Origin of the sequence: Streptomyces sp. NPDC056160 (assembly GCF_042268205.1) — a bacterium.
Taxonomy (GTDB): domain Bacteria; phylum Actinomycetota; class Actinomycetes; order Streptomycetales; family Streptomycetaceae; genus Streptomyces.
Map to the genome: position 1 here is coordinate 12,667 of NZ_JBHJUW010000050.1, position 17,918 is coordinate 30,584.

Annotated in this window: 35 protein-coding genes and 1 tRNA gene; all 36 read right to left on the reverse strand. The window is 71.5% G+C overall.

What is annotated here, in order from left to right:
• Nucleotides 1-325: 325 nt before the first annotated feature.
• Nucleotides 326-967, reverse strand: a complete 642-nt coding sequence (locus ACFC02_RS19870; protein ID WP_376358597.1) for a hypothetical protein — start codon at nucleotides 965-967, stop codon at nucleotides 326-328.
• Nucleotides 964-1,203, reverse strand: coding sequence for a hypothetical protein (locus tag ACFC02_RS19875; protein ID WP_376358601.1), 240 nt, complete (start codon nucleotides 1,201-1,203; stop codon nucleotides 964-966). The genes ACFC02_RS19870 and ACFC02_RS19875 overlap by 4 nt, the downstream gene beginning before the upstream one ends.
• Entirely contained in the window at nucleotides 1,200-1,682 is a 483-nt protein-coding gene (locus tag ACFC02_RS19880) for a hypothetical protein (RefSeq protein WP_376358603.1), read from the reverse strand. The genes ACFC02_RS19875 and ACFC02_RS19880 overlap by 4 nt, the downstream gene beginning before the upstream one ends.
• On the reverse strand, nucleotides 1,679-2,200 hold the full coding sequence (locus ACFC02_RS19885; protein ID WP_376358606.1) for a hypothetical protein: 522 nt from the start codon (nucleotides 2,198-2,200) through the stop codon (nucleotides 1,679-1,681). Before ACFC02_RS19885 ends, ACFC02_RS19880 begins: the two co-directional genes overlap by 4 nt.
• A complete protein-coding gene (locus ACFC02_RS19890) occupies nucleotides 2,197-2,838 on the reverse strand; it encodes a hypothetical protein (protein ID WP_376358608.1) in 642 nt (213 codons plus the stop codon). The genes ACFC02_RS19885 and ACFC02_RS19890 overlap by 4 nt, the downstream gene beginning before the upstream one ends.
• Complete coding sequence (locus ACFC02_RS19895) at nucleotides 2,835-3,227, reverse strand: hypothetical protein (RefSeq protein WP_376358610.1); 393 nt, start codon at nucleotides 3,225-3,227, stop codon at nucleotides 2,835-2,837. The genes ACFC02_RS19890 and ACFC02_RS19895 overlap by 4 nt, the downstream gene beginning before the upstream one ends.
• A complete protein-coding gene (locus ACFC02_RS19900; protein WP_376358613.1) occupies nucleotides 3,224-3,964 on the reverse strand; it encodes a hypothetical protein in 741 nt (246 codons plus the stop codon). Before ACFC02_RS19900 ends, ACFC02_RS19895 begins: the two co-directional genes overlap by 4 nt.
• Nucleotides 3,961-4,209 carry a hypothetical protein gene (locus ACFC02_RS19905; protein ID WP_376358616.1) on the reverse strand — a complete coding sequence of 83 codons (249 nt, stop codon included), beginning with the start codon at nucleotides 4,207-4,209 and terminating at the stop codon, nucleotides 3,961-3,963. The genes ACFC02_RS19900 and ACFC02_RS19905 overlap by 4 nt, the downstream gene beginning before the upstream one ends.
• The gene (locus ACFC02_RS19910) at nucleotides 4,209-4,562 is read right to left on the reverse strand and encodes a hypothetical protein (RefSeq protein ID WP_376358619.1); all 354 of its coding nucleotides are present in this window, start codon (nucleotides 4,560-4,562) and stop codon (nucleotides 4,209-4,211) included. Before ACFC02_RS19910 ends, ACFC02_RS19905 begins: the two co-directional genes overlap by 1 nt.
• A complete protein-coding gene (locus ACFC02_RS19915; protein WP_376358622.1) occupies nucleotides 4,559-4,834 on the reverse strand; it encodes a hypothetical protein in 276 nt (91 codons plus the stop codon). Before ACFC02_RS19915 ends, ACFC02_RS19910 begins: the two co-directional genes overlap by 4 nt.
• Before the next feature lie 95 nt (nucleotides 4,835-4,929).
• Nucleotides 4,930-5,301: a hypothetical protein gene (locus ACFC02_RS19920; RefSeq protein WP_376358625.1), complete on the reverse strand. Its 372-nt coding sequence runs from the start codon at nucleotides 5,299-5,301 to the stop codon at nucleotides 4,930-4,932.
• Nucleotides 5,302-5,333: 32 nt separating this feature from the next.
• Nucleotides 5,334-5,405, reverse strand: a tRNA-Ile gene (locus ACFC02_RS19925).
• A gap of 104 nt (nucleotides 5,406-5,509) precedes the next feature.
• Nucleotides 5,510-6,625 (reverse strand): DUF932 domain-containing protein, encoded by a 1,116-nt coding sequence (locus ACFC02_RS19930; RefSeq protein WP_376358628.1) that lies wholly within the window; start codon nucleotides 6,623-6,625, stop codon nucleotides 5,510-5,512.
• Between the two features lie 31 nt (nucleotides 6,626-6,656).
• Nucleotides 6,657-6,899 carry a hypothetical protein gene (locus ACFC02_RS19935; RefSeq protein ID WP_376358631.1) on the reverse strand — a complete coding sequence of 81 codons (243 nt, stop codon included), beginning with the start codon at nucleotides 6,897-6,899 and terminating at the stop codon, nucleotides 6,657-6,659.
• Between the two features lie 144 nt (nucleotides 6,900-7,043).
• Nucleotides 7,044-7,610, reverse strand: coding sequence for a hypothetical protein (locus tag ACFC02_RS19940; protein ID WP_376358634.1), 567 nt, complete (start codon nucleotides 7,608-7,610; stop codon nucleotides 7,044-7,046).
• Nucleotides 7,597-8,082: a hypothetical protein gene (locus ACFC02_RS19945; RefSeq protein WP_376358637.1), complete on the reverse strand. Its 486-nt coding sequence runs from the start codon at nucleotides 8,080-8,082 to the stop codon at nucleotides 7,597-7,599. The genes ACFC02_RS19940 and ACFC02_RS19945 overlap by 14 nt, the downstream gene beginning before the upstream one ends.
• On the reverse strand, nucleotides 8,075-8,827 hold the full coding sequence (locus tag ACFC02_RS19950) for a WhiB family transcriptional regulator (RefSeq protein WP_376358640.1): 753 nt from the start codon (nucleotides 8,825-8,827) through the stop codon (nucleotides 8,075-8,077). Before ACFC02_RS19950 ends, ACFC02_RS19945 begins: the two co-directional genes overlap by 8 nt.
• Nucleotides 8,824-9,216 (reverse strand): hypothetical protein, encoded by a 393-nt coding sequence (locus ACFC02_RS19955; protein ID WP_376358643.1) that lies wholly within the window; start codon nucleotides 9,214-9,216, stop codon nucleotides 8,824-8,826. Before ACFC02_RS19955 ends, ACFC02_RS19950 begins: the two co-directional genes overlap by 4 nt.
• A 2-nt stretch (nucleotides 9,217-9,218) precedes the next feature.
• On the reverse strand, nucleotides 9,219-9,857 hold the full coding sequence (locus tag ACFC02_RS19960) for a hypothetical protein (RefSeq protein ID WP_376358646.1): 639 nt from the start codon (nucleotides 9,855-9,857) through the stop codon (nucleotides 9,219-9,221).
• Nucleotides 9,854-10,066 (reverse strand): hypothetical protein, encoded by a 213-nt coding sequence (locus tag ACFC02_RS19965; RefSeq protein WP_376358648.1) that lies wholly within the window; start codon nucleotides 10,064-10,066, stop codon nucleotides 9,854-9,856. The genes ACFC02_RS19960 and ACFC02_RS19965 overlap by 4 nt, the downstream gene beginning before the upstream one ends.
• The gene (locus tag ACFC02_RS19970) at nucleotides 10,063-10,305 is read right to left on the reverse strand and encodes a hypothetical protein (RefSeq protein WP_376358651.1); all 243 of its coding nucleotides are present in this window, start codon (nucleotides 10,303-10,305) and stop codon (nucleotides 10,063-10,065) included. Before ACFC02_RS19970 ends, ACFC02_RS19965 begins: the two co-directional genes overlap by 4 nt.
• Nucleotides 10,306-10,376: 71 nt before the next feature.
• A complete protein-coding gene (locus ACFC02_RS19975) occupies nucleotides 10,377-10,826 on the reverse strand; it encodes a WhiB family transcriptional regulator (RefSeq protein WP_376358653.1) in 450 nt (149 codons plus the stop codon).
• 3 nt (nucleotides 10,827-10,829) lie between these two features.
• Complete coding sequence (locus ACFC02_RS19980) at nucleotides 10,830-11,192, reverse strand: HU family DNA-binding protein (RefSeq protein ID WP_376358655.1); 363 nt, start codon at nucleotides 11,190-11,192, stop codon at nucleotides 10,830-10,832.
• A gap of 15 nt (nucleotides 11,193-11,207) precedes the next feature.
• The gene (locus ACFC02_RS19985; RefSeq protein ID WP_376358658.1) at nucleotides 11,208-11,588 is read right to left on the reverse strand and encodes a hypothetical protein; all 381 of its coding nucleotides are present in this window, start codon (nucleotides 11,586-11,588) and stop codon (nucleotides 11,208-11,210) included.
• Between the two features lie 171 nt (nucleotides 11,589-11,759).
• Nucleotides 11,760-12,209, reverse strand: a complete 450-nt coding sequence (locus ACFC02_RS19990; RefSeq protein ID WP_376358661.1) for a hypothetical protein — start codon at nucleotides 12,207-12,209, stop codon at nucleotides 11,760-11,762.
• Nucleotides 12,206-12,445, reverse strand: a complete 240-nt coding sequence (locus ACFC02_RS19995) for a hypothetical protein (RefSeq protein WP_376358664.1) — start codon at nucleotides 12,443-12,445, stop codon at nucleotides 12,206-12,208. Before ACFC02_RS19995 ends, ACFC02_RS19990 begins: the two co-directional genes overlap by 4 nt.
• Nucleotides 12,442-12,801: a hypothetical protein gene (locus ACFC02_RS20000; protein ID WP_376358667.1), complete on the reverse strand. Its 360-nt coding sequence runs from the start codon at nucleotides 12,799-12,801 to the stop codon at nucleotides 12,442-12,444. Before ACFC02_RS20000 ends, ACFC02_RS19995 begins: the two co-directional genes overlap by 4 nt.
• The gene (locus ACFC02_RS20005; protein WP_376358670.1) at nucleotides 12,798-13,226 is read right to left on the reverse strand and encodes a hypothetical protein; all 429 of its coding nucleotides are present in this window, start codon (nucleotides 13,224-13,226) and stop codon (nucleotides 12,798-12,800) included. The genes ACFC02_RS20000 and ACFC02_RS20005 overlap by 4 nt, the downstream gene beginning before the upstream one ends.
• On the reverse strand, nucleotides 13,223-13,579 hold the full coding sequence (locus ACFC02_RS20010; RefSeq protein ID WP_376358673.1) for a hypothetical protein: 357 nt from the start codon (nucleotides 13,577-13,579) through the stop codon (nucleotides 13,223-13,225). The genes ACFC02_RS20005 and ACFC02_RS20010 overlap by 4 nt, the downstream gene beginning before the upstream one ends.
• Nucleotides 13,576-13,995 (reverse strand): hypothetical protein, encoded by a 420-nt coding sequence (locus ACFC02_RS20015; RefSeq protein ID WP_376358676.1) that lies wholly within the window; start codon nucleotides 13,993-13,995, stop codon nucleotides 13,576-13,578. Before ACFC02_RS20015 ends, ACFC02_RS20010 begins: the two co-directional genes overlap by 4 nt.
• 17 nt (nucleotides 13,996-14,012) lie before the next feature.
• Nucleotides 14,013-14,321: a hypothetical protein gene (locus ACFC02_RS20020; RefSeq protein ID WP_376358679.1), complete on the reverse strand. Its 309-nt coding sequence runs from the start codon at nucleotides 14,319-14,321 to the stop codon at nucleotides 14,013-14,015.
• A complete protein-coding gene (locus ACFC02_RS20025; RefSeq protein WP_376358682.1) occupies nucleotides 14,318-15,598 on the reverse strand; it encodes a hypothetical protein in 1,281 nt (426 codons plus the stop codon). Before ACFC02_RS20025 ends, ACFC02_RS20020 begins: the two co-directional genes overlap by 4 nt.
• A gap of 67 nt (nucleotides 15,599-15,665) precedes the next feature.
• Entirely contained in the window at nucleotides 15,666-16,178 is a 513-nt protein-coding gene (locus ACFC02_RS20030) for a hypothetical protein (protein ID WP_376358685.1), read from the reverse strand.
• Nucleotides 16,175-16,663, reverse strand: coding sequence for a RusA family crossover junction endodeoxyribonuclease (locus ACFC02_RS20035; protein ID WP_376358688.1), 489 nt, complete (start codon nucleotides 16,661-16,663; stop codon nucleotides 16,175-16,177). Before ACFC02_RS20035 ends, ACFC02_RS20030 begins: the two co-directional genes overlap by 4 nt.
• Entirely contained in the window at nucleotides 16,660-16,959 is a 300-nt protein-coding gene (locus tag ACFC02_RS20040; RefSeq protein ID WP_376358690.1) for a hypothetical protein, read from the reverse strand. The genes ACFC02_RS20035 and ACFC02_RS20040 overlap by 4 nt, the downstream gene beginning before the upstream one ends.
• A 62-nt stretch (nucleotides 16,960-17,021) precedes the next feature.
• Complete coding sequence (locus ACFC02_RS20045; RefSeq protein WP_376358692.1) at nucleotides 17,022-17,918, reverse strand: RecT family recombinase; 897 nt, start codon at nucleotides 17,916-17,918, stop codon at nucleotides 17,022-17,024.

Genomic DNA, 17,918 nt, shown 5'->3' on the forward strand with positions numbered 1-17,918 from the left:
GGATAGAGCACAAGGAACGGCGAGACGCGAATCGTTGATCATTCGTTGCAGGCTGCTGAAGCTGTCTCGGCGCCGCAACGCGGGCTGTTCGGACTGCCCGGGTAGGTTCACAGTCGGCCACCGCTCCTGTGCTGGGTAACGTGAGTGTGGGCGGCCGTCATGCAGGCACGCCAGCCGGGACTGTCGAGCCGGGACGACCGGCCAACGAGCAGGCTGTGGCCTTCCCGTCCGCACGGGCCACACCACACCGCCCAGGCGCGCACGGGCGGCGCGGCGCTGAAGCCGACCGGCGGGAAGCTGGCTGGCCGGACCTGGAGGGGGGCGTTCACCGGTTGGGCTCCTTCTGGTGCTTGGGCTTCTTCTGCCCGTACCACTTGGGGATGCTGGTGAGGTGCCATACGCGGTCGTCGTCGGGGCACCGGTAGGCGCGCCGCTCGTGCTGGAGGCCGCGCAGTTTGACGACGCGGCGGATCGTGACGTCGACGATCGCGGCCTTCGCGTAGGCCTCGGTCGGGTACGGGCGCTTCCCGCAGGCACACTTGCTCGTCGGGATGTACGGGGCGTTCACCTGGCGGCGCAGCAGGAAGGCATCAAGGTCCGCTGCGTGGATGGCACGCCAGCGCGGTGTCCTCTTCCGTGCGGCGGGCAGCACGTAGGCGTTGACCTTGCGGCCCCGTACGGCGGTGACCATGACGGCGGCGCCGTCGCGGTGGAAGCCCTCGATGCGGGCGCGGTTCTCGCCGGCCATGGAGCGCACCTTCCAGCCGGCCCGGTTGATGAGCGACTGGTAGTGGCCCAGGCGCAGGTCCGGCCGGGCGTCCACGGGCGGCTCTGGGGGTTGCGACGGCTTGGGTCGCGCATAGGCCGCCATGACGGCGTCCCGGGCGGCGACCTCCTCGGGGTTCAGGTGGTCGTCCCGCGCCCAGGCGCGCCACACGCCCGGCGGCCGGGGTATCGGCGCGGTCACCGGTCCGGTTCCTTGCGGATCACCGTCCGCGGCTCCCCGAACGTCTCGGCGAGCTGCGCGGCGATGTCGGCTTCGGTGCGCCCGCCGACGATCAGTACCTTCATGGGCTTCAGGCCGAGGTTGGCGAGCTGCACGACGATCGGTTCGTCGGCCATGAGGCGGGTCATGTTCTCGTCGGACAGACCGAGGACGACCACAGGGGCGCCGGTGGTCTCGCGCAGGAGTGCCTTGATCACGGGGTGACCTCCGAGTCGGGCACGCTCTCCCATGGTCCGTGGTCGTACGCGAACTGGCCCCCTGTGTGGCCAGCTGGGGCGATACAGCGCCGCCGCTCGCGGTAGATGCCGTCCCACCATTTGTCGTGTAGGAAACCGCACTTCCCCGGCTCCGTACCAGGTGCGGTGCAGTCCTCGTCGCCGCCGACGCACCGTATGCCGTCCCCGGAGGCGACGTCGACGTGCTTGCCGGCCTTCACCTTCTGGTCGAGGATCGCCGCGGTGATGGCGCTGCGACCGGCCCGGCGCGCCTGGTTGGCCGTGAAGAACGCGGCGAAGGTCTCTCCCAGCGCGCGCATGCGCCGGGAGAACTCGCCCGAGTCGACGTAGGCCTGGAACTCGGTGATGTTGGCGAACGGCCGCGGGGGCAGTTCGGGCGTCCGGCCGCGCTCCAGCTGGTGCCGGGCGCGGGCGGCGTCAGGATACGGACGGTAGTTCATCGCTGGACTTTTTGGAGCAGGGTGAACAGTCGGTTGATGTCGTCCGGGGCCACGTGGTCCCACTCGCCGAGGGCGTACCGCAGTCGGACGTCGATCTGTGCGGCGACGGCGGCTTCGGTCCAGTGCAGTGCCATCTCGCGGGCCTCGTCGGGACTGAGCTGTCCCTTCATGGAGCCGCGGCTGATGTGGACGTAGGGAAGGCGGGTGTTCGCTCCGGCGACCGCGTGGACGCGGAGCGCGCCCGGCGTCGGAGGCATCGGGCGCCGGGCGCGGACGTCGAGGAGCAGGTGGCCGGCCGTGGCGTCGTCGAGGTGGAGTTCGCCGCGCAGCACGCTGAGCAAGGCGATGTCCGTCTCGGCGAAGGCGGCTGCCGCCGTGAGGTCGCGCGCGGTTGCCAGGACCGCCTGAGGACTGAGCAGGGCTTGGACGGTGCCCCACCTCATGTGGCAGGCGGCGGTGCCGTCGTCGGGGTTGGTGGTGGAGCGGATGCTGCAGACGTCCGTCTGGTCGTCGGTCACCGGGTGGCCCTTCCGAAGGTTCCGCCCGGCTTCATCGGCACGGGCTTGATCACGTTGAGCAGGCGGGTGACAGCGTCGACGACGTTTCCTGTGAGGCTGTCTCTCTTCGGGTCGGCGAACGCGAGGTAGTGGACGGACGGTTCGGCGGCGTCAGGCCTGGACTGGTCGATGCGGGCGCTGCTGGCCATGTAACGACCGCCGTCGAGGTCCACCGCGGTCATGCATCGCTGTTCGACTCGGCCAGGGATGTCCTTGAATCCCGGGGTGGAGCCGCCAGCCGCACGTCGCCGGGCGGCTTCCTGCGCTACCGGGTGGTCCGAGGCCACGCTGATCGCGTATGCCTCGTACCGGAAAGCGGCGCCGATCAGGGGGCCGACGCCCGGCATGACGAGCAGGTGCGAGCCGTCAGGCTGCCGAGGCAGGCCCAGCGCCGTGGCGGCCAGCACGGCGACCGCCGTGGGCGGGTGTCCGAGGACCGTCCACACGTCCGCAGGAACCGGCACCTGCACTATGCGCACGCCCTGCCTGTTCAGGGCGTGGATCGTGAAGACGGCGGGCAGTTCGTCCCACTCGGTCCGCGAGAGCAGGTGGGTGGCCATCTCGGTCTGGATCTCCTGCACGATCGTCGGTGCGATCACGGCGTGCTTCCTTTCGCGGTGACCCGCTGGGCGTCGAGCATGGTGTCGGCCATGGCGCGGATCGCGGCGCGGGCGGCGGCCTCGTTCGCCCCCGGGGTGTCCGGCAAGCCCTTGGTGGCGCGCAGGACGGCGAGGGCCTGGCGCAGCGGCTCGTCCAGCACGAGGACCAGACGGTCTCCCTCCGGCGCAGGCTCCGGCTCCTTGGCGTCCGGTTCCGGCGCGGCCTTGGCTTCGACCTGGCGGATGGCGTCCAGGTCCCGCAGCACGGTGTCCTTGCCGACCCCGATCTGACCTGCGATTTTCCTGGCGCTGAGTGTCGGGTCCTGCTCGATGAGCTGGCGCACGAGCGTCCGGCGCACGTCGGCCGTCATGGCAGGCGGCTGGCTCACGTCCCCTCCTCCGGGGTGTCTTCGATGGCGTGCGACGGCGCGCTGCTGTCGCACGTCGTCTCGGTGAGGTCGCGCCAGCCGTTCGCCCAGTGCTGCTCGGCGGCGGAGAACGGGGCCCACTCGCCCCGGGCGAACCGCCACCAGCCGAAGGCGGCCCGTTCGCCGTTGCCGGGGTGAGCGGTGATGGCGTCGACGCGGAACGTCCACCGGTTGTGCCGGTACGTGCGCCCGGGCTGGAAGAAGTCGGGAGTGGGCTCGCCGGCGGTCGGCTGGCCGCCGTCGCCGGTGCCCTTCTCCGAGCCTGCGCCGGTGCCCTTCTCCGGGCCTGCGCCGGCGGCGAGGGCCTGCACGCGGGCCCGGCACTCGCGCCAGGCGTCCGCGTACGAGCCGGCGTTCAGCGTGCCCTTCAGGTGCTCCGGCAGCGTCATCGCCGCCAGGTGCTCGTCGACCTCGTGCAGGACGGCGAGGCGGTCCCGTCGGCGGAGTTCGGCGACGATGGCCTCGGTGGCCGGCATCCCGGTGTCGACGAACTCGGTGTCGGGGTCGATGAAGGCGGCGGCCCACGTCGACCAGCCCTTCGCGGTGCCGACCTCGCGGATCTTCGCCGCGCACTCACGGCGCGTTTCGGCGTTAACCAGCCCGTACAGCCATTCCACCCGGTTGTCAGTCGTTTCGCGTGGCGTGCAGGCGTCGGCCAGGAGGTTGACGTACTTCCGCAGCTCGTCGCGGGCGCTCACCGGTCTTCACCGTCCTCCGGGCTCTTCCCGCCAATGGCCCTGTTCCAGGCCTGCCACTCGCGTGGGGCCATGCCCGGCTCGGAGCCGTCGACGGGGGCCGAGGCGGCGGTCACGGCGACGTCGGCGAGGATCGCGTGCGCCGTGGCGAGTTGGGCCAGTACGAGGGCGCAGGCCGGGTCCTGGATCGGCAGCGCCTGCCGGGCGAGACGTTCGGCCTCGCGGTAGTGCTCAGGTCCGGTCGCCATCACTCACCGTCCTCGTCGGGCTCGCAGGCTCCGAGCGCGAACTTCCAGACCAGGGACGAGTCGTCAACGTACAGGCGCGGGAAGTCCCAGATGTTCTGCTTCTCGGGGTCCCTGAAGCGCACCTTGTCGACGGGGAGGCCGGGCATCTGGATCTCGATGGTGCGACCGTCCGTCATCGCGAGCGCGAAGGCGTAGCGGCCGTCGCCGTAGTCGGCGCCTGGGGTCCGGCTGCAGCTGTCGACGCCGAGCCCGGCACGCCGGAGGTCGTCGGCGAAGACGGTGATGTTGACGGCAGCGTGCTCCTCGGTGGCCTCGGAGACCGGCCCGGAGCCCGGGTTGATGACGAGGCTCATCGGGTGTCCTTCAGGGTCTCGGCGGGCGTCACGGCGGCGGCCGGGGCCGGCTGGCGGCCAGCGGCAGCGCGCTGGATCCAGGAGCAGATGGTGGCGACGGTCGCCCACTCCCACATCGACAGCCAGTCGACGATCTTCAGCTCGTACTCACCGAGATCGATGCCGGCGGTGGTCAGGGTGTCGCGGAGGACGGCGGCCTGCTCGTCGCTGATGCGGAAGCCGGCGGGCTCGGTGGTGACGGGCCCGGCGGGGATGCCGGTGGTGTCGGGCATCGGTGTCTCCTTGGGTGGTGAGGCCCGGCGGCGGGAAGCGAGTCGGTGCGCCGTGGCGCGGGTCGCGTGTCCGGCCGCCAGGCGGTCTTTGTGGGTCAGCGGCCAGCGATCGTGCGGAGCTGGGCACGGGCATCTGAGGCGGTGTCCCAGAACATGCCGGTGTCGTCGAGGCCGAGGGCTTCGGCGGCCACCTCTTCGACGTCGCGTTCCCGACCGTCCGCCGTCACCGCGATGACGCCGTTGTCCTCGTCGCTCTGGAGCGTGTGGCCGGTGAGGTGGGCGGCCCATCCGGCGACGCACATCGTGGTGCCGCACTGGATCTCTTCGCCAGGCTTCAGCTTGCCGGTCGGCAGCGTCGCCCATGTGCCCATGTTGAAGGCGGCGGGCTCGTAGTCGATGGCGTCCAGGATGGCCGCCGCGACTTTGGCGGGAGTGGTGGGATACGGGTTGACCGTGGTGTCGGTCATCGCGACTCCGTGAGTAGGGAGTGAGCTTGGAGTGGCGCCGACGGGACTCGAACCCGCGCACTGCGACTTATAAGATCGCTGCTCTGCCAACTGAGCTACGGCGCTTCGATGTTGAGTTGAGTGGGCCGCGCCCCGCCGGGGGGGGTGCGCGGGGCGCGGCCCCGGGTGGCGGCCGGGCCGGGGGGGTGAGCCCGGCCGCCGGTCTGTGTCAGGCCCGGGTGAGCGTGAGCAGGCGCCGGTGGGCCTTGCTCTTCATCTCGTCGTCGGTGCCTTCCAGGAGGGCGGTCGCGCGGGCGATCTCCTCCGTCATGGTCCGGCCGGGCCGCCGGGGCGCGATGTGGTCGAGGTAGTCGGTGACCGCTCGTTCGGCCGCGTAGGCGGTGGCCCCGGCGCGTTCGGTTTCGGTGCGGAACATGGCGTCCAGCCGTTCGACTCGCCGCTCGTGGCTCTTGCGGGTGCGGTCGGTGGCGTCGTCGTCGACCGGCCACAGGTCCGCGATCGTCCGGTGGAACTCGTCGATCGCGAGGTCGGTGCGTGCGAGCGCGGTTTCCTCGGCCTCGAACGTCTCGGCGTACTTGAGGGTGAGTCCAAGTGTGCGGCGGGCTTCGGCGAGGTTCTCCAGGCCGCTGGAGGTGTGCCGGATCGCCCAGCGGGAGTTGGCGTCGGCGAGGGCGAAGCGTTCGGTGTTGGCGCAGACGACCCGCCAGGGGGTGACGACGACTTCGGCCTGTGAGGTGCCGTCGTGGGAGTTGATCGCGACGATGAACAGCCGGATCTCGTCGTCGAGCCCGCCCCGGTCGATGATCAGGCTGTCGGGGATCTGCATGGTGACGAAGACGCGTCGGCCGCCGCGCAGCGCGCCCGCGCTTTCCCAGAGGACGCCGTGGGTGTCGGCGAGGTCTTCGAGGAAAGTGAAGATCTGCCGCTGCTGGAAGACGGTGTACCGCTGTCCGACGACGCCGAGGGCGGCGCCGGTGTCCTCGCGGACGGTGACGAAGTGGCCGTCCATGGTGCGGCGTTCGGTGCCGTATGGGTAGAGGACAGGCTGCTTGTCCACCTGGAAGTCGATCTGTCCGAGGCGGAGAACGGTGTCGATGTCGGAGATGCCGCCGGGGATGACGGTGCCGAGACCGTGCCAGGCCGGGGTGGACGTGTAGAGGGCGGCGGTGCCACGCAAGGTGTCGAGCCCGTCGCGGCCGATGACCTCGCCCCGGTCGTAGCCGACTGTCGCGGCGTAGGTGCCGTCGGAGCGGCGGCGGGCGCGGGTGGACTGGATGCGGGCGCGGCGGTTGGCGGCGAAGCGTTCGTTGACGTCGGTGCTCACGGTTCCCCCCTCCGGGGTTCGTGGTGTGTGGTCAGGCGCAGGCGGCGGAGCGGGTGATGGACTCGCGGCGGACGTGGTAGGGGCCGGACCGCTCGCCCCACGGGTCGACCAGCGCGAACCGGACGTCCGGGATGCCGAGCGCGTCCACGGCGCGGCAGATCTCGCAGGGGCACGGGATGGCGAGCCACAAGCCGTGGGAGTCCTCGATGGACCCGTGGTAGAGGACCAGGTCACCGGGCTCGATCAGTTCGATGGAGCGGAAGAGCGTGTCCATGACGGTCCTCCCCACGGGGTGTCGGTCTGGGCGGGAGCCCCAACCTCTGTAATCCAGAGTACGAGAAAGTACGACTCACCACAAGACTCGGGTCGTACTTTCTTTGACAACTCCCGTCGCAGACGCCCCCGTTGATCCGCGCGCCTACGAGGCCCGGTTCTCCGTGAGCAGATACAGCCGCGGGCCGTCGTAGCGGGCCGGTGCGCCGGTGTCGGCGTCCTCGCAGTAGTCGTTGATGCACCAGGCGCGCGGCCGGTCGTCGTCTGCCCGCCCGTACACGGTCCGCTGCCCGCACGCCAGGCACAGGGCATGCCGGAAGTGCACAGACGGCCCGCGCAGCCCGAGCACGGTCAGCAGGGTGCCGTGCCAGCGGGCCACGATCCGCCGCACCTCCGCCTCGCGGCCAGCGTTCTCAGCACCGGGCGGGATCGCCTTCAGCGCCCTGTCCCACGGCTGCGTGTGCTCCGACCCACGCAATTCCGCGTCGAGCTGTACGGCCTCCGCTTTGATGCGCTGCGACCAGGACACGGCCTCCAGGGATGTCGGCGGCCGGGAGCCGGGCGGGGCGTGGCCGCCGGCCACCGCGGGCCGGGTGCGCAGTGGCAGGTGGTCCAGGCGGTCGATGAGGCCGGGGCCGCCGTCACCGGGGTGCTGCTCGTCGCCGCGGTAGCGGTCCAGGAGGTCGGCGACCAGACCGTCAAGCGTCTGCACTGGCGTCTCCTTCGAACTGCCACCAGGGGCCCCGGATGGAGTGGGCGCGCACTTCCACGCCGAACCGGTCGGGCGGCAGCTGCACCCGGGCGCGCGGGTACAGGCGGTACCGCTCCAGGTCGAAGGTGCACACGGCGTCGGTGCCGCGGCCGTCCGGGTCGGGCTCGTAGCGGATCGGCCAACGGGCCACCAGGTGGCGGGCGTACCAGCGGTCGGAGTGACGTTTCTTCCACATCTGCCAGGTACTGGCCGGCACCTCGTATGTGACGCGCTGGCGGGCGGTGAGCTGCTCGGGCGGCAGGTCGTCGGCGAGCACCTTCGCACGGAGCTGGTACAGCAGCTGCCCGAAGACCTCCCGCTGCACGTGCACGCCCACGTCCATGGCGATGTCTTCGGCCACAGCGGTCTGCGCAGCGAACTGCTTGAAAGCCAGCGTCACACGAGCGTCATCGAAGGGTGGCAGGTCACGCATCGGCCGTCTCCTTGCCCTGCGCTGCCCGCCACGCGTCCACGACCTTCGTCGGGACGCGGCCCATGGACGGGCAGTCGATGCCGTTCGCCTCGGCCCAGGCGCGCACCGCTGCGGCCTTGTAGCTGTGCGCGCGGCGCCCCTGCTTCCTCTTCACCGGGGCCAGTTCCGCCTTTCGGGCGCGCAGCGCGGCGAGTCGCTGCTCCAGCTTCTCGGCCTCGCTCGTGATGGCGTCCAGCTCGCGGTCGGCGGCGTACCGCTGCTGGAGGCCGGCGAGACCGGCTTCGACGCGGGCGCCCTGGGATTGCACGTCGGGGTCCGGGTGCTCTTCGGCCCACCGCAGGAGCTTGCTGGTGGTCACGAGCCCGGGGTCGGATGCCGCCGCGGCTGTGGTGTCGGCCTTGGTGTCGCTCATGGGCTGGTCTGTCCTTTCGTCTGGTATCGGGTCGCCGGCCCTGAAGGCTGGGAGCAGCTCGCGGAGGGCCGCGACGGCGTCGTCCATGGAGCTGGGCAGTTCGGGCAGCTGGCGGCGTTCGGGGCCGGTGAGCCCGCCGCGGACGCCGTACGGCCTGTACGCCGATTCGCGTTCGCGTCGGACAGCGTCGTACAGGCACTCGGGACGCACTGGGCACCGGCCGCAGATTTTCAGCGCAGCTGCCGGATTCTTGGCGAACCACTTCTCCGGGTCCTCGCGCACACAGGCCGCGTGCTCCTGCCAGTCCGTCTCATTCGGGGCGGAGGTGGTCATGGCTCGTCGACGGTGTACGTGGTGGTCACACGGACGATGCGGAACTCGCGGTCGAGGTGGCGTTCCCGGCTACGGGCCAGGGTCTCGACCGCGCGGTCCCGGTCGCTGGCGGGCCGGGTCATCTGGAGCCAGTTGTCACCGTTGCGGTAGTCGACACGCCATGCCTCCCGCGTCGGCTGTGCCTCGGCTGCTTCGTCGGGCCACTCGACCCGGGCGCCGTGGTAGCCCTTCAGCAGCTCCTCCAGGGAAACGGCGACCGTGGCGAACCCGTACTCGGAGTCGTCGAGGACGAACACGCGACCGGAGGGGAATTCGGCGCCGTCGAGGATCCGACCGGTGTGGTGCAGGCGGAAGCCGCGGGCGAAGGCGGACGTCACGGCCGGGTGCACAGTCAGGCCTCCTTCTTGGTGACGAGCAGTCCACTGACGCGATTCGGGCACGTGTCCCAGTGCATGCCGGTGTCGGACCACGTACCGCAGCCGCCGAGGTAGCTCGTGCAGGAGTTGGGATTGCGGTGGCAGAGGGCGCACCGTTCGGCGGCGTGGGCGGAGCAGCGAGCGCCAGCCTCGGGGAAGCACGGGCCATCGTGCTCGTCGCAGGTGCTGATGGGCTGCTCGTTGGAGTCGACGGCGGCGCGGACAACCCGATGGTCCGGCCGACCGCAGGTGTCCTGCTCACCGTCCAGCTCGTCACGCAGCTCAGCTCCGGCGGCCCGTACGAGGCAGTAAGCGGAACCGTGCGCGGCCTCCCAGCGGTCGGCGAGCTGGTACGCCCGTCCCGCGGCAGCGCGCGCCCGGGCGGCCTCGTCGTCAGACCACACGACGCGGGTGGCGCCGTCGTGGCCGTGGACGGACAGCATCAGGTCGAGGCTGTCCCACACGGCGGTGGAAGGGCGTTCGCGCCAGCGGAGGGCGACTGTGCCGTCCGGCCACTGCACGCCGTCTGCGACGGGCCCCTGGCCGCTCACTCCGGTCACGTCGCGGTCCCGCTGGAGCACGAACAGGCGTGCTGGTATCGGCAGTTTGGTCACTTTGGTCCCTGTCGGTCGAAGGTGCCGAGCGCGTGGATGGCCCTGCAGGTCTTGAGGTCGCGGTGCTGCTCCCGGCGGGCCTCGCGGATCTCGAAGAGGCGCGCGACCGCCGCGTATACGGCGACGGCCAGGAAGGCGAAGACGAGCAGGCTGACGATGGCGGCGAAGCCTCCGAGCGCGGCCACGGCGAGGACCTGGTGCGGTGTCACGGCTGCCTCCGCTCGCGGTCGACGGCGTACACGGCGTGTACGGAGGCCCCGGCGAACAGGGCTCCGCCGATGAGGAGGAGGACCGTCCACAGACGCAGGCCGCGTACGGCGGCGTCGGCGGAGCCGAGCAGCGCGGCGAGGGCGAGCAGGGCGCAGAACCAGCGGTCGGGCAGATCGAAGGCGAGCCCGGCCAGGGTGAGGCCGGCGACCGCGATCGCCATGAGGCTGAGCAGGGACATCAGCGTTGTCTTTCGGATGGTGGTGGGGCGGTGCGATGTAGGCCGTGGACAGGGCGAGTGCGGCGGAGCCGTCAGGCGGCCGGCTGCCGGTTGCTGACGCGGCTCAGGCGTACCCGGCGCACCTCGGCGCTCCAGCAGTCGGAGTCGATGCGTTCGCCGAGCCACAGATGCCGCAGCAGGGCGTTGTAGGTACCGCAGGCGGGCGGCTTCCCGGTGAAGACGAGCGCCGGAATGTTGCCGGAGCCGTGGCCGGGTGCGTCGGCGTCAAGGCGCCACCGCTCGTGCGCGGTGAGCCCGGCGACGACGCCGTCCCGCCGGTCTTCGGCGTGGCCGTGCTCCAGGCGCTGCACGTTGGCGAGGCATTGCTGCCGGACGGGGCAGCGCACGGCGCAGATCAGGCGTGCCTCGTGCTCGCGCGCCTTCTCCGAGAACAGGTCGGGGTCCTGTCCGCGGCAGGCCATGGACGCCATCCAGTCGAGGCGGCGGCCCGCGGTGTCGGGGGTCGATCCGGTGTAGGCCATGGCTCACTCCGCCGTCCGGCTGCCCTTGGGGGCCTTGCGGATGCTGGCCTTGCGGTCGCGGCGGCGTACGGCGTCGGCGAGGGCCGGGGACACGCGGAAGCGGACGGTCTGGTGCGCGCGGACCTTCACCGGCTCGCCGGTCCGCGGGTTGCGGGCCTTGCGTGCCCGTACCCGGTGGGAGATCCAGGTGCCGAAGTTGGTGATCGCCACGTCGTGGCCGCCAGCGGTGGCGCGGGTGATGGCGTCGAAGGTGGCCATCACGGCGGCGCGGGCCTGCTCGGGCAGGATACCGAGGTCGTCGGCCACTACGTTGATCAGCTTGGTCGTGGTCAGGCGCTCTGTGACCGGGGTCGGCTTGTTCTTCACAGGGGGCTCCAGGGTTCAGTTTCCGCAGAAGTCGGCGGTGGCGATGTGGTCGGGCAGGTTGGCCGGCACCCAGCCGCGGGAGGCGTCGGCGTTGTAGCGGGCGGCGTGCTGGCGGCAGGAGTGCTGCACGCTGGTGTAGCGGGCGCGGTCCCGGGCGGTGGCGTGAGCGGCGTTGGCTGCCCGCCGGGAGATGACGACGATCTCCTGGTCGGCCTGCAACTGCGTGAACTCGTCGTCCAGCGTCTGCGCGCGGTGGGCGTCGTCCTGGCCGTGGCCCGTGTGCGGGGTGAGGTCGCCGAACGCCCAGAGCAGGCAGACGAGCGTCAGCGCGGTCAGGAAGCCGACGGCGAGGACGGCTCCGGCGCGGCCGACAGCGTTCCGGGGGATGCGGGGCATGGGTGCTCCGTGCTGGTCAGTGGGCGGGCGCGGAGGCGTGGCCGCTGCCGTGCTTCAGGCAGGGGAACGGGTCGCCGCAGATCGGGCATCCGCTCTTCATCGGTGGATCTCCTTGCTGGGTGATCGCCCGCCGCCCGGCCTGATGACATCCGGGCGGCGGACGGGTCTGGGTCAGCTCGGCTCGGGAGCCGGGCCGAGCGCGAACGGGGCCTGGCCGAGCGGGACGGGCCGGATGCCGTGGGGCAGCGTCGGCGCGTCGTCGCTGGTGGGCAGCGGCCGGATGGCGCGCGCGTTGTCGAGGTCGGCGCGCAGCCGCGTGTTCTCGGCGCACAACTGGTCGAACGCGGCCAGCTGCTCTTCGAGCCCGGTGATCTGCTGCTCGGCTTCGGCGCGTGCCTCGTTCGCGGCGTCACGTTCCTTGCCGAGGACGGTGTTCTCCGCCGTCAGCCGGATCACCACGCACGACAGCTGGTCGGCCTCGCGCTCCAGGCGGGCGAGGTCCGCGCGCAGCCGGGGCCGGGGCGCGACGTACCGGTGCAGGCCGCGGCCGGCCGGGGCCGTGAAGTAGACGAGCGCGCCCGTGCCGGCGATCCCGGCGGACAGGAACAGGTACTCGATCACGCCGCACCGCCGTTCGTGACGGCCTTGCAGCGCGGGCAGTTCGACTTGAGGCACTCCACGCCGCGCGCGATCGACAGCTCGTGGTAGGCGCCTTCGTTCGCGACCTGCAGGTCGGCGACGCGCTGTTCCAGGCTGCGATTGCGGTCCTTCTCCGTAGTGAGCTGGATGCGCAGCCGGTTGGTCTGGGCGTCGCTGATGCGGGCCCGCAGACGGCGGATGATGCTGGGAGTCCTCACAGGGCCCTCCGGGTGGTGTCGGCCGCGTCGAGGCGGCGGGAGAAGGCGGCGAAGCTCTCGGTCAGGCCCGAGGTGATGGAGGCGTGGAAGTCGCGGCCCGTGGTCTCGTCGGGCTGGTCAGCGTGGTAGCAGACCCACAGGTCGGCGCCGCCCTGGGTGACTTCGGCGCGGGCCTGGAAGGTGCCAGCCGGACGGTAGGCGGCGACGCGTTCCCCGGTGCGGACCTGGAGGGCAGCGGACATGGCGCTCGCGCGGCTGCCGTAGCTGCCGGCGAGCACCCACTGCCCGGGCATCTCGCGCGCCTGCTGGGCGGCGTGCTGGTGGTCGACCCTCGGGCTGATCTTCAGGCGGCTCACAGCTGCTCGCCTCCCCGGTGACCCGTCGCGGCGGGCTCGGTGCCGGGGACGAACGGCGTGAGCATCCGGTGTCCTTCGAAGGGGCCGCGGGGCAGCAGTTCGCCCTGACCGGGCGGTGTCGGGGTCGGCCGCGGCTCCGGGTCGGGGTCGTCTTCGCCGCGGAACTCGGTGCACACGTACTGGTCGGCGATCCCGTACCGGCCGCTGTCGTCGCGGGGCCCGTCGAGGAACTGTGCCGGGGTACGGCCAACCAGGGTGATCAGCACGAGCGGGCAGCCCTGGGCGTCGTTGCCCTGGCGGGCCGGCTTGTCGTGGATGCAGCGGTCGCAGTTCGCAGCCATCCACCCGTAGCCCTCAGTGCCGTTGGAGAAGGCTGGCCGGTCCTGGGACTCGGCGATCAGCCGGTCGTAGTCGTCGGGGCTCACCGCTGCTCACCTCCCAGGTAGGCGGGAACGTGCACCAGGTGCTCGCGCAGCGTGCCGTCGGCGACGTCGTAGTCCTGGGCGATGCTCCAGTTGGCCTGCGGGAAGGCTTCGTGGATCAGGACGGCGATCTGCCGATGCTGGCTGCCGTCCGCCAAGGGGATCTCGCGCCGCCCGTTCTGGGCGTCGGCGTCCGCGACGAGGACGAGCGCGACCCAGCGCAGGGATTCGCTCCAGCGGACCCGGGTGACGCGGACCTCGGTCGCGTCCCGGCCGGTGATGCTGCGCAGCTTCCGGGCCAGGCGGTCGCGGGTCCGCTTGCCCGCCTCGAAGCACCCGTCGCTCTGGGCGGTCATGCGGCACCGCCGGAGTGGAAGCAGGCGCGGACGCCGTCCATCAGCTTGGCGTGGGTGGCGATCGTCATCGGGTGCCAGCGGTGCTCGGGGCCGGGGTGCGCCTCGTGGAACCAGCGGTCGCAGACGGCGAGTAGCAACTGCTCGCGGTCCGCGTCGAGGGCCACCAGGCCGCCGTCGGCGGGGGTGACCGCTTCGGGATGGTCGGCGGCGAGCCGGGCGAAGGCTTCCTCGAGGGCGGGGTTGTCCCAGGCGTGACGGTGCGGGTCCGTGACGGGCCGGGCGAGCCGGGCGCGCTCCATGTAGGAGTCCAGCGCGCGGCGGGAGTGCCGCAGCTGGAAGCCGGCCCACCAGGTGCGGAGGCCGGTGAGGGGCTGGTGCGGGGTGGTGCGACGGCCGATGTGCATCGTCGCGGTCATCGCCATCACTTCCTTCGTCACTCGGTGTGGTGGGTGGGGTGCAGGGCTGCGCGTACGGCGGCGGCCCCGCGGTGTGCGGTCTCGGGCCCGGGCGGGCGCCGGCGCTGGCGCCACGGCTCCGGGATTTCGGCGAGCAGGTCTGGGGGTTCGGCCTGGGGGTCGGCGATCAGCTGGGCAACAGCGACGACGAGACGGCCGAAGGACATGTCGTCGCGGCAGCGGATCTGCGCGAGGACGTCCCGGAGCTGGCCCGGGGACCAGTCCGGACGGGCGGCTTGCGCGAGGGCGAGCAGCTGCGGTGTGGCGGGCTGCGGGAGGGCGTTCATCGCCACCTCCTCAGCAGGTCGGCGGATGGCTGGCAGGGACGGCACAGGCCTTCGGCCAGGGGCTGGCGGGACGGGCGTCCACAGGCTTGGCATTCGTGCCAGCGGCCGGGCGGGCGCGGGTAGGCGGGCCGTCTGGTGCCGGCCGGTCCGCCGGGCGGTCTCTGCCCGTCGGCGGCGCGCAGATCGGCGCACACGTCGCAGGACTGTCCGGTGTGCCAGATCCGGCCGGACTCGCAGCCGGTCAGTCCGCAGCCGTGGCGGACGATCGCGGCGCCGAGCAGCCACCGACCCGGGTCCCGGATCTCCTGCGTGGACGCGAACCGGAACTGCAGCCGCGCCCGCAGCCGTTCGGGCTCCTGCCCCTGGTCGAGCTGGCGTCCGATCTCCCGGCCCAGCTCGCGGGCGACGTACGGCGACAGGCCCGGCAGCAGCGTCTTCACTGGTTCGAGGACTCGCCAGATCCGCGGAGCGAGAGTCAGCTGCGGCCCGGTGTACCCGCGGCGGAACGTCGGCGGAAGCGGAGGGTTTTCCACAGGGCCTCGCGCTACTACCTGCTCTCGCCTACGGCGGATGTCCAAGGCGGCATGGGGCGGATCATCCGGTGAGTCAGTCAGGTGGTCTTCCTCTGTCGCGAGGGATCCCCCACCAAGATCCCCACCCGATCCCTCATCAGGGTCCGCAGTCAGCGGTTCCTGGAAGGGCTCGTCGTGCACGGTGTAGAGGTGGCGGCCCCGGTATCCGGCCCGCCGGTCCACGCTGATCCAGCCGAGCCGTTCCAGGTCCCGGAGGATGCGGCGTACCGACCGCGGGTCGAGGGGCTGGCCGGCCTTCTTCCCGGACCGGTGCCGCAGCACCCGGCCGAGGTCGGCGAGGCTCAGGTGGTGTCCGGTCGCCGTGCCGTAGCTCAGGGCTGCGTACGCCCGCAGTTGCCGGGGACTGAGCGCTTCCGCCGCGCGGGTGGGCACCCAGGCGCCGTGCTCGGCACGGCCGACGACGCGGATCCGGCGAACAGCGGTGTGCCCGCGGCCACCACGGTGGGTGCGCCGGTAGCTGGTGACCTCGGCTATGTCGTCGTCGGGTGCGGGCCGCATCAGCTCGGTCAGGGCCCGCTCGACCGTGGAGCGGGACAGGCTCAGCAGCGAGGCGAGGTAGGCGACCCCGGCCTCACAGCCGGTCTCGCGCCGCGATAGGGCGGCGATCTTCACGTACACGGGCATGGCCGCGTCGGCGTAGTAGCCGACGACCAGGCGCAGCGGCACACGGACTCGCTGAGGCATCGGGGTCACCTCCCTTCACGGTTCGGTGGGTGGGGTCAGGGGCGCCTCATGGACGCCTCACGGGAGTTCAGGCGTCGTCGCCGTGGTCGCGGGCGGTGTCGAGCACGGCACTCAGCCCGTCCGCCAAGGCCTGCATCTCGTGCCGGACCTCGGTCACAGTCAGCTCAGGCCCGTGGACCAGCCGTCGCGCGTACTCCCGCCAGTGCTCCAGGCCGGCCCGCAGCCGGGCGGTCTCGATGTAGGCGAGCATTCCGCCGGTCAGCCGCAGCGTGCTGTCGGCGAGTTCGAGCTGTCCGTCGTCGTCGAACGTGCCGCGCGCGGTGCGCTGGAGGTGAAGGAAGCGCTGCGCCTCGCGGACGGTGCCTTCCTGCTCGCGGTTCGGCAGCTCCAGGCCGGTGATGCGGACCTTCACCGAGGGTTCCTTCTCGGTGCCCGGAGCGGGCTCGGTGCGCTCGATCGCCGCGAACTCGATGATCGCCATGCGGCGGGCGCCTGGCTGGTCGTACATCGGCCGGACGTGCGGCTCCAGCGCTTCCTGCGCCGACGCGCTGACCTTGGCGTCGAACTTGAGCTGCGTCACTGCTCGGTCTCCTTGCTGGAGGCGTTCAGGCGCCACACGCGGATGACGGCGCCGGGGTGGGACAGGGAATCGGAGCCCGTGAGCGGGAAGACCTTGGCGGCGGACACCGCGGTGACGACGCTGTCGTCCCGGAGCACGCCCGCGTCCTTGAGCGCGTCCTGCGTCGAGCGGATCAGCTTGTCCGTGTCGGGCTTGCCGGTCGGGAACTTGGGCGCGGACGGCTTCAGCTGGCCGGCGTTGCGGCCGGTGCCGAAGTGGCTCTTCGGCCGCAGCAGCGTGAAGGTGAGGTCCAGGCGGACCGCCTCATTGAGCGGCAGCCAGGCCGTGTCGTAGGCAAGGACATCGAGGGCCGCGGACTTCACGGCCTCACGCCAGGGCTTCACCTTGGCCGACGACTCGTACAGGGCCCCGGCGGCGTTCCGGGTCTTCGAGCCCTGCGGGCCAGGCGTGCCGTGCACGGTGAGCAGGAAGGCGGGCTTGGTCACGGCTGCTCACCGCCGCTCGCGCGCTGGTCCAGCAGATCGGCGGTGACCTGAAGGATCTCCGCAAGCATCGGCCCGGGCAGCTCGTGCACGATCGCGAGCGCTCCGACCGAGGCGCCGGCCGCGAGCAGCACGGTGGCGATGTCCTTCTGCGGGACGTCCGTGTACTGGGTGAGACGGTCGGCGAGGCACTCGGAGAGCTTGTTGATGGCCTCCAGCCGCGGGTCACCGGCGTACCGGCGGCGCTGCTCGCGCAGGGCGTCCAGAGCGCCCTGCCGGGTCCACTCGTCTCGGGTCACCGCCCGGAACCCTCGCGCCGTGAGTTCACGCACCACGGCTTCCTCATCGGCCTGGTTCGGCTTCACTCCTGCTCACCGGCCTCGCTGCCGGATCCGGGCTGCGCCGTCGTCGGCCACGTGGCGGTCTGCGCCTGCTGCTCGCCGTCCGGCCCCTGGTCGTCGCGGGCGATCACGGTGCCGCGGATCACGGCCGGGGCGGGCTGGGTGTCGTCGGCATCGTCGTCGGCCTGGAGCAGCTCGGCCAGCTCTGTCGACGTGGGCACGACCTTGACCAGGCGGCGCACGGCGCTCTTGGCCCACATGGCGTCGAAGTCGGTGTGCCAGGCGGAGTCCTTCTTGCCGTTCCGCTCGGCCTTCTTGTACGCGTTGCTGTACTTGTCGCGGATCTTCTCGGACTGGCTGCGGTTGAGGATGATCACCTGGGAGCGGCGGCCGTCGATCCACGCGAAGGCGTAGGCAAGGATGACCGGCCCTCGCTCGTCGTCGGCCAGCTCGATGCGCGGCTTGTGGAAGAAGTCCCGGGGGCTCGGCTCAGTCGGCGTGTAATCCCACTGGTCCTTCTCCCGAACCCACCCGAAGTGCACCGAGTCGACGCGCGGATGCCGGTACATCAGCTCGATGTAGCCCTCGTACATCGGCTGGAAGGTCGCCGTGTCGCCGTACGGGATGATCGCGGCCTGCCGGCCGTCCGGCTCCAGGCCGAAGCGGGCGCAGGCGAGCAGCGACTGATGGATGCTGGCTGTGGTGCACTTCGTGAGGTTCGGCATCACCGCCTGGGCGACGGCCATGAAGTGGGCCTGGTCGACGTGCCGGGGCAGCGCGTCGGTGAAGTAGGTCTGGCGGCGCTGCAGCCAGTTACGGGTGGTATCGCCCACGGCCAGGTCGGTGACCGGCTGCTGTTCGGGCTGGTCGTCCTGGCCGCTGGCGGCCTGCTTCACTCGGTCCTTCAGATCGGACAT